Source organism: Alphaproteobacteria bacterium SS10, from assembly GCA_019192455.1.
Classification (GTDB): domain Bacteria; phylum Pseudomonadota; class Alphaproteobacteria; order TMED2; family TMED2; genus TMED2.
Window position 1 is genome coordinate 26,312 of the sequence record JAHCML010000009.1, and the last position, 12,499, is coordinate 38,810.

At 59.9% G+C, this 12,499-nt stretch carries 14 protein-coding genes; 6 read left to right on the plus strand and 8 right to left on the minus strand.

Annotated elements, in window-relative coordinates:
* The first annotated feature begins 130 nt into the window (after positions 1–130).
* The 6 genes from KI792_13620 (at position 131) to KI792_13645 (ending at position 4,850) form a co-directional block, all read left to right on the plus strand.
* On the plus strand, positions 131–520 hold the full coding sequence (locus KI792_13620; GenBank protein ID MBV6634060.1) for a zf-TFIIB domain-containing protein: 390 nt from the start codon (positions 131–133) through the stop codon (positions 518–520).
* 80 nt (positions 521–600) lie between these two features.
* Complete coding sequence (locus KI792_13625) at positions 601–1,170, plus strand: hypothetical protein (GenBank protein MBV6634061.1); 570 nt, start codon at positions 601–603, stop codon at positions 1,168–1,170.
* A gap of 95 nt (positions 1,171–1,265) precedes the next feature.
* Positions 1,266–2,519, plus strand: a complete 1,254-nt coding sequence (locus KI792_13630) for an alpha/beta hydrolase fold domain-containing protein (GenBank protein MBV6634062.1) — start codon at positions 1,266–1,268, stop codon at positions 2,517–2,519.
* Between the two features lie 100 nt (positions 2,520–2,619).
* Complete coding sequence (locus KI792_13635; protein MBV6634063.1) at positions 2,620–3,168, plus strand: hypothetical protein; 549 nt, start codon at positions 2,620–2,622, stop codon at positions 3,166–3,168.
* 15 nt (positions 3,169–3,183) lie between these two features.
* The gene (locus tag KI792_13640; GenBank protein MBV6634064.1) at positions 3,184–4,224 is read left to right on the plus strand and encodes a DNA polymerase III subunit delta; all 1,041 of its coding nucleotides are present in this window, start codon (positions 3,184–3,186) and stop codon (positions 4,222–4,224) included.
* Between the two features lie 98 nt (positions 4,225–4,322).
* On the plus strand, positions 4,323–4,850 hold the full coding sequence (locus tag KI792_13645) for a hypothetical protein (protein ID MBV6634065.1): 528 nt from the start codon (positions 4,323–4,325) through the stop codon (positions 4,848–4,850).
* A gap of 4 nt (positions 4,851–4,854) precedes the next feature.
* Here the strand turns inward: KI792_13645 and KI792_13650 are convergent, their stop codons facing one another.
* From KI792_13650 to KI792_13685, 8 genes are all read right to left on the minus strand, one after another.
* Complete coding sequence (locus tag KI792_13650) at positions 4,855–5,475, minus strand: hypothetical protein (protein ID MBV6634066.1); 621 nt, start codon at positions 5,473–5,475, stop codon at positions 4,855–4,857.
* Between the two features lie 33 nt (positions 5,476–5,508).
* Positions 5,509–6,087 (minus strand): NfeD family protein, encoded by a 579-nt coding sequence (locus KI792_13655; protein ID MBV6634067.1) that lies wholly within the window; start codon positions 6,085–6,087, stop codon positions 5,509–5,511.
* Between the two features lie 47 nt (positions 6,088–6,134).
* The gene (locus KI792_13660; GenBank protein ID MBV6634068.1) at positions 6,135–7,196 is read right to left on the minus strand and encodes an SPFH/Band 7/PHB domain protein; all 1,062 of its coding nucleotides are present in this window, start codon (positions 7,194–7,196) and stop codon (positions 6,135–6,137) included.
* A gap of 111 nt (positions 7,197–7,307) precedes the next feature.
* Positions 7,308–7,928 carry an MOSC domain-containing protein gene (locus KI792_13665; protein MBV6634069.1) on the minus strand — a complete coding sequence of 207 codons (621 nt, stop codon included), beginning with the start codon at positions 7,926–7,928 and terminating at the stop codon, positions 7,308–7,310.
* A gap of 31 nt (positions 7,929–7,959) precedes the next feature.
* Positions 7,960–8,934 carry a quinone oxidoreductase gene (locus KI792_13670; protein ID MBV6634070.1) on the minus strand — a complete coding sequence of 325 codons (975 nt, stop codon included), beginning with the start codon at positions 8,932–8,934 and terminating at the stop codon, positions 7,960–7,962.
* The gene (locus KI792_13675) at positions 8,931–9,635 is read right to left on the minus strand and encodes a dienelactone hydrolase family protein (GenBank protein MBV6634071.1); all 705 of its coding nucleotides are present in this window, start codon (positions 9,633–9,635) and stop codon (positions 8,931–8,933) included. Before KI792_13675 ends, KI792_13670 begins: the two co-directional genes overlap by 4 nt.
* Before the next feature lie 123 nt (positions 9,636–9,758).
* The gene (locus tag KI792_13680; protein MBV6634072.1) at positions 9,759–10,268 is read right to left on the minus strand and encodes a methylated-DNA--[protein]-cysteine S-methyltransferase; all 510 of its coding nucleotides are present in this window, start codon (positions 10,266–10,268) and stop codon (positions 9,759–9,761) included.
* Between the two features lie 18 nt (positions 10,269–10,286).
* Entirely contained in the window at positions 10,287–12,383 is a 2,097-nt protein-coding gene (locus KI792_13685; GenBank protein MBV6634073.1) for a thioredoxin domain-containing protein, read from the minus strand.
* Positions 12,384–12,499: the final 116 nt, after the last annotated feature.

A 12,499-nucleotide genomic window follows, 5' to 3' on the forward strand; every position in this document is an offset into this window, starting at 1 on the left:
CTTGCAGCACACCAGCGCGGCGATCTGGCCATCCAAGATCGGCATTGGGCTACTTGCCGCCATCGACCCACCACCCCATCTAGGCGCGTATAGCGTTGTTTCCGATTGTGCTTAGGAGCCACTTAGACCGATGAGATGCCCTGTTGATGGCGAAGAACTGATCATGACCACCCGCAACGGGGTCGAAATCGATTACTGCCCGAAATGCCGGGGCATTTGGCTCGACCGGGGTGAGTTGGACAAGATCATCGCCCGCACAGAAAGCGTCGGTGGCGTGGCCCAGCCCCGCAACCATCGTGAGCGCTTAGACGACCACCAGCAGCATCAGGCACCACCGCCGCCACCCCATTATGGCTATCAGGGGCATTACGGGCACCAAGGCGGCCGCGACCATCATCGGCATCACCATAAAGACCGGTATCACGATGATCGCCGTGGCTATCGCAAAGACGGCTACAGCAAGCCCCGCTACAAACGGCGGAAATCCATGCTGGAAGAGATCATCGATATCTTTGATTGAGTAATTCTGGCCGCATCGGCCAAGAACTCAACAGCCCACCGCGTCCCATAACTCGGTACAATCAGTCGAAGGGGGCCGCCATGTTCAAACTATCTCTCAGCCTATCTGCCATCGCCACGCTCGCGATCTTGGCACTAACGCCGTTTGCCCCAGCGATGGCGCAGGGCAATCCGGACAATCTGCTGCCGCAACGGGATTATCAGATGCCGGTTGAGGCCCTTTCCCTGGAAGAGATGCTGGCCCATGCGCCACCGGGCCAGGATCGGCAGGCGCTCGACACCGCGCTGGCCTGGATCCAGGCCCTGATCGATGGGGACCGCCAACAGCTGCGCAATCTGGCCAGTGACACCATCTTTATCGACCAGCGTGGCTATACGATCGAAGAAGTGCTGGCCCAGATGGATAAGGCGCCGGAGTTTCCGTACCGACCCCTTGCCTTCGTCATCACCCCCATGGTCGATCCGGTCACCGGCGAGCGTTATGAGAGCCGGGGCACGGAAGGCCTAAACCTGGGTCCGTTCGATCGCTCGGTTGGCCTGCTATTTGGCACCCCCACCGGGGATGGTTTGTATCAAGCGCAGGAGGGGGTTGAGCTCTATATCCGGTATGTGCCGGAGGGGATTTACCGCGTCGCTGGCATGTGGGACTGATTTCCGCCCCGAAGAAACGCAGGGTTTCTGGGCGCAGGGTTTTTGTGGTTCCATACGTGCCAACCCCGATTGCGTAACAATGCCGGGGAGGCAAGATGACCCGACGACAACTCAAAACCACTGGCCTCGCCATCATGTTGATGGCCCTGATGGCGGCACCCAACCTGACCAGTACGGCCAGCGCCCAATTCTTTGGCGGTGAGCCGGACCAACCGGCCGCCATCGGCCCGAATGGTGAGCCCCTGCCAGGCGCCAATGGTCGCCCAAACCCGCAAGACATGGACCCGGAGCAACTGCTTGGCTTCCTGATGCGGCGGGATGCCAATGGCGATGGCGCCATCTCAAAAGAAGAGGCACCAACCCGCCTACAGCGCGGCTTTGATCGGATGGATCAGGATGGCGATGGCCTGCTGACCCAGCCTGAGCTTGAACGCGCCATCTCATTCTTCAGCCAACGACAGAAGCAAGGCGGGCAATCCGGCGGTCAAACGGATGGACAAACCCGTGGCTTGTTCCAGGGAAGACCCAGCGGTCCACCGCCAACCGCCACTGTCGACCCATCATCAGCCGATGTGCCCTACAGCGGAACGGATAACCCCAGGCAGGCCCTGGATATCTATCAGCCCGGCACAAGCAATGGCGCCGCACCCATCCTGATGATGATCCATGGTGGTGCCTGGGCCGTTGGTGATAAGGCCAGCGGCGTTGTCACCGCGAACCCGGTGCCATTCTTCACAGAGCAGGGTTGGGTCTATACCAGCATCAACTATCGCCTAGTGCCCGACGTTACATTCCGGGAGCAGGCAGCCGATGTGGCCAGTGCCATTACCTGGCTTCATCAGAATGCTGCCAGCTTTGGCGGTGACCCTGATCAGATTTACATCATGGGTCATTCCGCTGGCGCCCATCTGGCCGCCCTCACCGCCATTGATGGCCAGTACCTAGAGGCTGCTGGCGGCGATCAGGGTATGGTCAAGGGCGCTGTCTTGCTGGATGGCGCCGCCTATGACCTGTTGGCAGACGGCGCAACCAACCGGGTGACCAAGTTTATCTATGACCGCGCCTTTGGGACCGAGGAGGCCGATCTGAAGGCAGCGTCCCCGGTTCATCAGATCGCGAGTGGCGGCGATGTACCGCCCTTTCTAATCGCCCATGTGGATCGGGCCGCAGCGGCGGATGCTTCCGCTAACCTCGCCAATGCACTGAATGCGGCGGGCTATCAGACCACGCTTTATCAGGCACCAGATGGCTATAACCACAGCGCGATTATGACCAGGCTTGGTGCTGACCAAGATGAGGTTGGGCCGACCGTACTGAACTTCCTGACCGAACTAACCCCCACCCAGTAACGCGGTCTGCCGTCGCTTGGCGGCCAGTAATGGCCAGAAAAGCGGCCCTCACACGCAACGCCGCTTGCCGCACCCGACGCCGGTGATTAAGACTGGCGATATGAAGCGTGTAATCCTCCTCATCCCCGCCCTGATCCTGCTTGCCAGCTGTGGTTTCCAGCCGGTCTACGGCACCGCTGGCCGTGACGGTGGTGGCCCAACCGTGCAAGAGCAGTTTGCCGATGTCCGCGTGGCACCGATCGCCGACCGCGAGGGGCAGATGCTGCGCAATGCCCTAATCGACCAGATCTATGTCGATGGCATTCCCCAGTCCGCGAAGTATGAGTTGGTGGTCCAGCTAAGCTTCCGTCAGGTAGCCATCGATATCGACCGGGATGACAGCATGACCCGTAGCCAGCTAACCGGCACGGCGACGGCCAATCTGATGAGCCGCAGCAACGGCCAGCGGTTATGGAGCACGGTCAGCCAATCCATCACTACCTTCAACGTATTGGACAGCCCGTTTGCCACCGTCGTGTCTGAACGAACCGCCCGTGAGCAAGCCATCGACCAGATCAGTGATGAGCTGGTGGTCCGCCTCGGCGCCTATTTCGCCACCCAAGGCCCAAAGCCGGATGAGACGGCAGAGGCCAGCGACACCGCTGACTAACCCAGCGCAGCGGTCATGAAGGTCAAACCACAAGATGCCGACAGGTTTGCGAAGGCACCGGATGCCAGCGCCGCCGCCGTGCTTGTCTATGGCCCCGATCCTGGCTTGGCCCATGAACGGCTGATTGCCCTGACGCGGGCCTGGCTTGGCGATGCGGCGGCCGATGACCCCTTCGCGGTTTTAGATCTCACCGTCGATGATGTGGCCAAGGACCCAAGCCGCCTGGCGGATGAGGCCAATGCCATGACCCTGATGGGTGGTCGACGGGTTATTCGCCTTCGTGATGCGGATGACAAAACCCTTAAAGCCGCGACCGAGCTGATCAACCAAGTCGACCCAACCCAGACCGAAAACCGGGTCGTGATGACCGCCGGCGATCTGACCCCACGCTCTGGCCTGCGCAAACTGTTCGAAGGTGCCAAGACCGGCGCCGCCCTCGCCTGTTATGTCGAGGATGAGCGGCAACTAGCGGCCGTGATTGGTCAGCGTCTTCGTGAGGCAGGCAAACAGTCCAGTCGCGATTTGATTGACGTCTTAGCAGCCCGGCTAGTCGGTGACCGCGCCCTGATGAGCCGGGAATTGGACAAGCTACTCATCTATATGGGTGATGATGAGACCCTGACCCCAAACCACATCGCGGAGACGGTGGGGGATGAGGCTGACCTGTCCCTTGATGATGCAGTGATGGCGGCGATGGGCGGTGATATCGCCGGTGCGGACCGCGCGTTACATCGGTTATGGGCTCAGGACACTTCACCGGTGGCGATCCTCCGCGCCCTGCAACGGCATCTGGGCAAGCTCTACCCAATGGCGATTGAAGTTGGGAATGGCAAGCCTGCCAAGGCTGTAGTCGACAGCGCCCGACCACCAATCTTCTTCAAGCTTAAAGGTGCCTATGAAGGGCAGCTGCGATCCTGGAATGTGCGCAAGCTGAACCAGGCGATTGAGCGCGCGCTGGAAACCGAGGGCCTGTGCAAGCAGACCGGCCAGCCCGAACGCGCGCTGACCGAACGCTGTTTCTGGGCAACGGCACAATTGGCCAGGCGGCGCGGCTAGAGCGGCCCTGCGCGTGGATCAGATATCCGATACATTTTCCGGCTTTCTAAACCCCGTGCTTCCCTAAAGCTCTGATTTGCCAAATGGGGGGTTTAGACATGTTTGGTGAAGGACCATTGGGATTTGCACCAACCACTGGTGATGAGCCGCATTGGAGTGAACCAGCATGGGTTCGCCGCCGCGAGTGGTTGAGCAGCGACCATCCGGAAAGTAACTCACTTGGTGCGGGGCAGAAGCTGGCCTCTGTCCTTGGTTTCCACCCGCAGGCCACCTATCACGGCCGCGAATGGGATGAGCAAGGGCGCTTCACCTACGCTGTTATCGACCTTGGCGATACCGACCAAAATGGGGATCCCGTTAAGGGTGGCCGCATCCTGCTGGCTGATAAGCACATGCTGGAAGGTGCTCGCGATTGGTCCACCGTTCGGGCACGAGGCTCCGTCGACCGTTTGGATGCTTTGATTGGCCAGATCGACGCTGATGCCCAAGACTTTACCGCTGGGAATGCCGTTAAGGTGTATCCCCACGGCATGATGCAGCAAGTGGTTCTAGACCGTGCCGCGGCCCCCGACCCGCTTGAGGCCAATCGGCCTGGCCAGCGCCCAAGCTCACTGTTGAAGATGTAAGGCCCTAGCTGGGCAGTACTTCGATTTCGGTGACGTACATAATCTCGCAATCGCGCAGATTATCGCCGTCATGGCGGCTCATTGAGCTGCGCAGCAATAGCTCGCCATCATCGCGCAGCTCAACTAGGAAGCCACTCATCCGCACGGTTTGATTGGGGCGAAGATCCAGGAGTGCGCCACGCACCTCCCGGCTACCCGGTATCATGTGCATGTTGGCATATTGGCTCGTGATATCCGGGTTGAAGATATCAACAGCACTGCGGGCCATCGCAATGCGGAAGGCATTCTGCACCGACATGTGCTGGGTCATCGCCGTATCCGACATTTGACCCCAACCAACGGTCAGATCAATCGGTGACGCGCTCGTGCCAAGCCAACCCGGCGCCCAATCAAACCAATACCGGCGTCGAGACAGAATACGGGCATCAATATCGTAGGTCGCCAGCGCATAGATCTGATGGCCACCAATCTCATCAATCTGCTCTGGTTGATTAAAATCGACCTGCACCGGATGGGCAGGTGCCGTCATAACGCCCGGCTCGGGTAAGGTGGCGGACCAGGGCTCGAACAGATCGAACGGCAGCAGGCAGATCGTTAGGATGAGCCAGGTTGCATAAAAGGCCACTTAAAAAGCTCCCCGCGCTTTGAACGATGAAGCCTAGGCCGTGCTGTCCTTCACCTGCTTCTCGCTATTGGTGCTGGGCCGCAGGCTATCTGGGGTGTAGTCGGGGCCAACCGTATGCTGGGCGGGCTCTGGACCCGCCAGAAACTCAACATGCAGCACGCTGTCATCGGTAACGCTAACCACCCGGACCTTTGCCCCCTTAGGCGCATCCTGGCCGCGCAGTTCCCATGACGTATCGCCGGAGAAGCTTCGACCACGGCCATGCTGAATGGCATCAGTCAGAACTATGGTCTGGCCGACCATGCCGGCCGCCCGATGGTTAAACTGGCTTTCCGTTTCCTTCGGTGGCCGACCCTTTTGATAGATCCACCACCCGACAAGGAATGCAGTGGTAATCAGGGCGAACAGGGTTAGCTGAACCGCCCAACCAATCTCCGGAGAAAACGCCGTGATGACGCCAACCGTCAGGGCCGCCACACCAAACCACATCAGAATGAAGCCGGGCACCAGCATCTCAGCGGCCGCAATCAATAACCCGGCGGCGAGCCAATAGATGTAAGGGATGGTCATCAATGTTCCTCCGTCAAACTGGATGGCCAATGCCTCGGCCATGGCGGTGGTTATGCCTGCAAGCATTGTGGCTTAAGACCGTCGCGCGCTTAGAATCGCGCCCAGGGTCCTGACGCTTCACCCATGCTGCTGCTGCCTGACCGACCTTGCTGGTAGGTCTGCTCCGCGATGGTTTCGAGGGTTGTCTTGCCACCCGTTGGGGAGCCGGCGGAACCACTTGGCCGCTTCGGCTTAGGCTTTGGCGTACCGCCACCGCCGCCACCCGACGGGCCACCGTCTTTGAAGCTGCCGGAAACCAGTTCGGCAATACCAGCCAGCGCGCCAATCGGTGCGGTTGCCTCAATCGGCAGGATCAGGGTCTTCTGGTTCGGTGAGGTCGCCATAGCTTGCAGCGCCTCAGTATACTTCTGGGCGACAAAGTAGTTCAGGGCCTGGATGTCACCCTTAGCCACCGCCTCAGAGACCACCTGAGTTGCCTTCGCCTCAGCGAGCGCCAAGCGCTCACGCGCCTCTGCCTGCAGTTTTGCGGCTTCAAGCTCACCCTGGGCACGCAGGACGGTGGATTGGCGATCACCTTCCGCTTCCAAAATGACCGCACGGCGATCGCGCTCAGATTTCAACTGCCGCGCCATGGAGGCAACAAGATCGGCTGGCGGCTCAATATCCAGCACCTCAATACGTACCACCTTCACACCCCAAGGGGCGGTGGCCTCATCAACCGCTTTGAGCAGCATGGCGTTGATCTCATCCCGCTGGGAGAGTAGGGCATCAAGGTCCATGGAGCCCATCACCGTACGAATATTGGTCATGGATAGGTTCAGCAGGGCGCGCTGAAGGTTCGCAACCTCATAGGTAGATTTCGGCGCGTTGAAGATTTGGAAGAATACCACGCCATCGGCGGTAATCCGGGCGTTATCTTTGGTGATCACCTCTTGCGCGGGCACGTCCAAAACCGTCTCCATCATGGAGACGCGGGCACGGACTGTATCGACAAAGGGAATGATGAAGGAAAGGCCGGGGCGCAGGGTCTGGTGATACTTGCCCAGACGCTCAACAACGAAGTTAAAACCCTCGGGCACCGTTTTGACGCCGAGAAACGCGAGAATGACGACGGCGATAACCAACGCCAACGCGACAATTGCACCTTCCATTATCAGGCTCCTTTAAACCCTCATTAACCCATTGGTTTAGTTATATGACGCGCGATAGGGCCGGTTTCACGGAAAAAAGCGTCATTCCGGCGCGAAAACCAGAAAATAGGCCTATTCAGCGGCCTTTATGTCGGTCATGGCGGGGGTGTAGAGCCGTTGGGGCGGGATATGCAGGCGGCATTTGGCACCAACGGCCAATTGGCCCGGATGCTCAACCCAAGCGGTGACCCCGCGGCGGCCCAATGCAGCTTTTGGGAATAGCTTGCCGAGGCCGGGATGGGTTTGGTCAATGACCTCACCCGGGAACCGGCAAGGCCCGTTCTCCATATCGACAACCAGTGAGACTTCCTCACCCGCCGGACCCTCAAAGATTAAGCGGGATGATGGTGGCAGTTGGGTCAGCAGCGGAATACCGGTCAGCACCAGATTGGCGCCAATCCATTCCGGTTTCACCGGCTCACCAATCCCCATGGCCTCGCCAATCTCGGCTAGCTCCTCGGTTGAGATGATTGTGACCTGGCGGGTGTTCCGGATCTCGGTACCCCGCTCATACTGTGCCTTAACCCGGCTACAAGACGGGCGGGTTAGACCGCCATGATCCTCACCGGCAAAACCGGCATAGGTCACCTCAACCGCCTGTTGCTCAGATGAGGTTAGATCAGCCTCCCGGTCGCTATTCACCAGGATGGTGACCACCTCACCATAAATCTCAGTTGGGTTGAGGATTGGCATGGCGTTACCCCTTATCTAAGCGCGCGCGAGATCAGACCTCAAAAACAGTGGTGCCCGTGGTTTGGCGGGACTCTAGGTCGTAATGCGCCTGCCCCGCTTCAGACAGCGGATAGGTCTGGCGGATATCAATCTTCACGGCACCAGACTGTACCACCTTGAAAAGCGCATTGGCGCTGAGCAACAGGTCATCTCGGCTGGCGGTATAGGCCATGAGCGAGGGCCGGGTGACGAAATGCGATCCGGCGGCGAGCCAAGCAACGGGGATCTCTGGCACGGGGCCGGACGCGTTGCCAAAGGTAACCATCATCCCGCGCGGCTTTAGGCACTGGAAGCCCTGCTCAACCGTATCAGCACCGATACCGTCATAGATTACCGGCACACCCTTGCCGTCGGTGATCTCATTCACCTCTTCGGCGAAGTTCTGCTTGCGATAAAGGATGGTGTGATCACAACCGGCGGCTTTGGCCAACTCGGCCTTCTCTACGCTGCCAACTGTGCCGATAACGGTGGCACCCAGATGCTTGGCCCATTGGCACATCAACAGGCCGACACCACCGGCGGCGGCGTGAACCAGGATGGTCTGACCGGCCTTCACCGGGTAGGTGCGCCTCAACAGATACTCAACCGTCATACCCTGCAGCATCATGCCGGCGGCGGTCTTATCATCAATCGTGTCGGGCAGTTTCACGACCCGATCGGCGGGCATGTTCCGAACCTCGGCATAGGACCCAACCGGCGGGGACGCATAGGCAACCCGGTCACCGATAGCGAGTTCGGTGACACCCTCACCCACCGCCTCAACAACGCCGCAGCCCTCCATGCCGATCACGGCGGGTAGGCTTGGCACCGGGTAGAGGCCCGTGCGGTGATAGACATCGATGAAGTTCAGGCCGACATAGCTCTGCTTCAGCGTCACCTCGCGAAAGCTCGGGGCCGGCACGTCGACCGGCTCCCAAACCATCTTCTCAGGCCCGCCCCATTCATGAATGCGGATTGCGTGGGTCATGCAAGGTTACCTTTCAGGAACTCAGCGGTACGGTCATTGGCAACATCTGCCGATGCCTTGTCATAATGCTCCCCACCAACCCGGGCGAAGGCGTGGTCCTGGCCCATATAGGTATGGGCCTCAACCTGGGTGACTGGGCCAACGGTGGTCATGATCTTCGCCTGCGCTTCTGGCGGGACAAAGCCATCCTTCTCCGCGATATGCATCAGTAGTGGGTTTGAGATGCTAGCTGCTTCATCAAGTGCATTGTCGATCCCGACACCGTAATAGGAGACATTGCAGTCAGCATCCGACCGGGTGGCCATCAGATAGGCAAGCTTACCGCCGAGGCAGAAGCCCATGGAACCAACCTTGCCATTGGTGACGTCGAGCCCACGCATATGGGCGAGCGTCGCCTTCAGATCTTCAACACCGGCAGCCTCGTCAAAACCCTGATAGAGCTCAAAGGCACGCTTCCAATGCTCTTCGGTTTTGTCGGTTAGTTGGATGCCAGGTTCCTGCCGCCAGAAGATGTCGGGGCATACGGCGACATAGCCCTTGGCCGCATACTCATCGCAGATATCGCGCATCACCTTGTTAACGCCAAAAATCTCCTGGATGACAAGGAGTCCAGGCGCCGGGCTGCTGGCATCATTGCCCTCTGGCTGGGCCATATAGGCCCCAAAGCTGCCATCGGCGGTGTTGATGGTGATCATGGTCATCTCGTGGGGCCTCCCAATTCTTTGGCCAAGCCGCCCAGCTTGCCTGAGCGCGGTTATCGTTGGCGGCACCTTAGGCAGCAGGGTGCAGGCTGTCACCCGTTTCCGCGACCCGGTTCTTGCGCTTTACAGCAAGGACCGTTGATCCTGATCGCCATTGCCATTCCACTCCTCATGCCGCAGTAACCACTGTTTGGCATTGAGCCCGCCAAGGCCAGAGAAACCGCCCATCTTGCCGCCTGCTGCAACCACACGGTGACAGGGAATGATGATTGGAATGGGGTTGGTGGCGCAGGCACTGCCGACCGCACGAACCGCGCCGGGACTGACCCGCGCGGCTTTACCCAACTCGCCATAGGTTTTGGTAGTACCCGGTGGAATGCGCCGCATGGCCGACAGGATGCGGGCCCGAAACTCTGTCACATCAGGTGCGGTTGGCAGATCGCCCAGGGCACCGCCGTCACCATCGAAGTAGCGGGTGAGAGCAGCCAGCGCCTGCTCAACAATCGCATTGGGCCGATCAGCGGTACGCTCGGTACCCCAGCCCAATTCGGTCACCGCCAGATCATTGGCAAAAACCGTAATCGGCCCAACCGGCGTGTCCATAAAACCGGCATATGGTGCGGCGATGCCCATGATCAGCGTTGATCCCAATCAGCCGGAATTGTCATTGGCACCGGCATGGCCGCCAGGCTGGTCGAGCAGGGCGGCCAGATCGGCAGGCTCGGTCACTGGCGGCTGGCAGGCCATGCCCATGCAGAGATAGGCGGTGGGCTGATCCTCAACCCGCGACTTACCCTTGGCCGGGTGGCCACCAGGCAGGCCGTCGCCCTCATCCACCACGGACAGCAATAGGTCGTAGCGGGAGCGGCGACGCATGCCGTCGATCAGCCCTTCTGTCATCGCCTCATCGGCCCGACCGACCACCACCACCTGGCGGCAGCGCTGCATATAGTCAATACTATTGATTAATGTTCCTAATGGGAAGAAGTTCCGCTCAATCTCACCAGAGAAGGACTGGACCAGCGCCTCCATCCGCTCCAGATAGGCCTGATCGCCGGTAAGGTAGAACAGGCTGGCCAGTACCTCGACCATGACGCCATTGCCGGAGGGGGTTGCCTGGTCCACCGCATGGCGTGGCCGAACTATGAGATCGGTCGCGAGGTCGGAGGCCATGAAGTAGCCGCCGTGATCACTGTTCCAGAAGTGATTGTTCAGGTGATCAACCCAACGCTGGGCCTGCTGCAGCAGCACGACATCGCCCTGATACTGATGGAGGGTCAAGGCCGCCCGGGCCATCTGGGCATAGTCATCAAGGGTGCCGAGGCCACGCAGCTGCGGCTCACCACCATCCACGCCCTCAATAGCGGCGTGCCAGCTATGGGCGAGGGCAGTGTCGGCACCGAGATTGGCGGTGACAAAGTCATAGGCACCGCGCGCCGCCGCCATCCAATCATCCTGCTCAAACACAAAGGCAGCACGGGCGAGGGCGGCGATCATCATGCCGTTCCAATCGGCCAGAACCTTATCATCCCGCCCCGGTGGCACCCGATCGGCCCGGGCCCGGAATAGGGTGTCGCGGGCATCGGCGAGCTTCTTCTCGGCCACCTCATCAGCCGGTGGGGTGCCGCCACGGCGGTTCAGAATATTGGACCCCTCCCAATTACCAAGGCCGGTAACGTCATAGGCCGCCTTAAACCCAGGCGCCTTATCAGCCAGCAGCGCATCGATCTCATCTTCTGACCAGACATAGAACTTGCCTTCTTCACCCTCACTATCGGCATCGAGGGTGGCGGCGAAGGCAGCCTTGCCATCATGCTCAACCATCATGTCGCGCAGGGCCCAATCCACGGTCTCAAACAACCGGGCGCGGAACAGCTTATTGGCACTGCCGAGGAACACCTCCGTCAGCAGCTCAATGGCTTGGGCATTGTCGTAGAGCATCTTCTCAAAATGCGGGACGAGCCAGGCCTCATCAGTGGCATAGCGGGCAAAGCCGCCACCCAGATGGTCATAAATCCCACCCTGGCACATGGCCTCCAGGGTCTTCGCCACGGCATCATAGGAGCCGTGATCCTTGGTCCGTTGCCAATGGCGCCAGATCAGTTCCAGCACGCCGAAATGGGGAAACTTCGGTGCCCCACCAATACCGCCATGCTCAGGATCCACATCGCGGACCACCCGCTCGGCCATCCGGTCCATGACCACCGGCTCAATCCCCGCCTCGCCGGGCTGGGAGAAGGTCTGTTGGGTTAGGGCCTCAGTTAGCGCCTCGGTGTTGTTCTCAACCTTCTCCGGGGAGCCATGATAGATGTCGCTGACCTGGATTAGAACGTCGGAGAAACCAGCCCGGCCATACTTGCTCTCAGGCGGGAAATAGGTGCCACCCCAGAACGGCTCCCTTGTTGGGGTCAGGAACATAGTCAGCGGCCAACCGCCCTGCTGGCCCATGGCGCCGAGGGAGGCCTGATAGATATGATCCACATCCGGCCGCTCTTCCCGGTCCACCTTGATGTTGATGAACCGCTCATTCATCAGCGCCGCCGTCTCTTCGCTCTCAAAGCTCTCATGGGCCATCACATGGCACCAATGGCAGGCGGCATAGCCGACAGAGAGCAGGATCGGCTTGTTCTGCTCCCGTGCGGCGGCGAAGGCCTCAGGCCCCCAGGCCCACCAATCGACAGGGTTATCGGCGTGCTGGCGCAGATAGGGGCTGGTTTCGCCAGACAGGCGGTTGCCGGGTTCGGTCATATTCTTATCGGTGGCTTAGGGTGACAGAGTAAGGTGGGGTGTTGGCCCGACCCTAGCGGCCCAGGCCCGCTGATGCTAGATCGGTCACGCAACTAAGTGGCGGTGGCCCCCCGCCC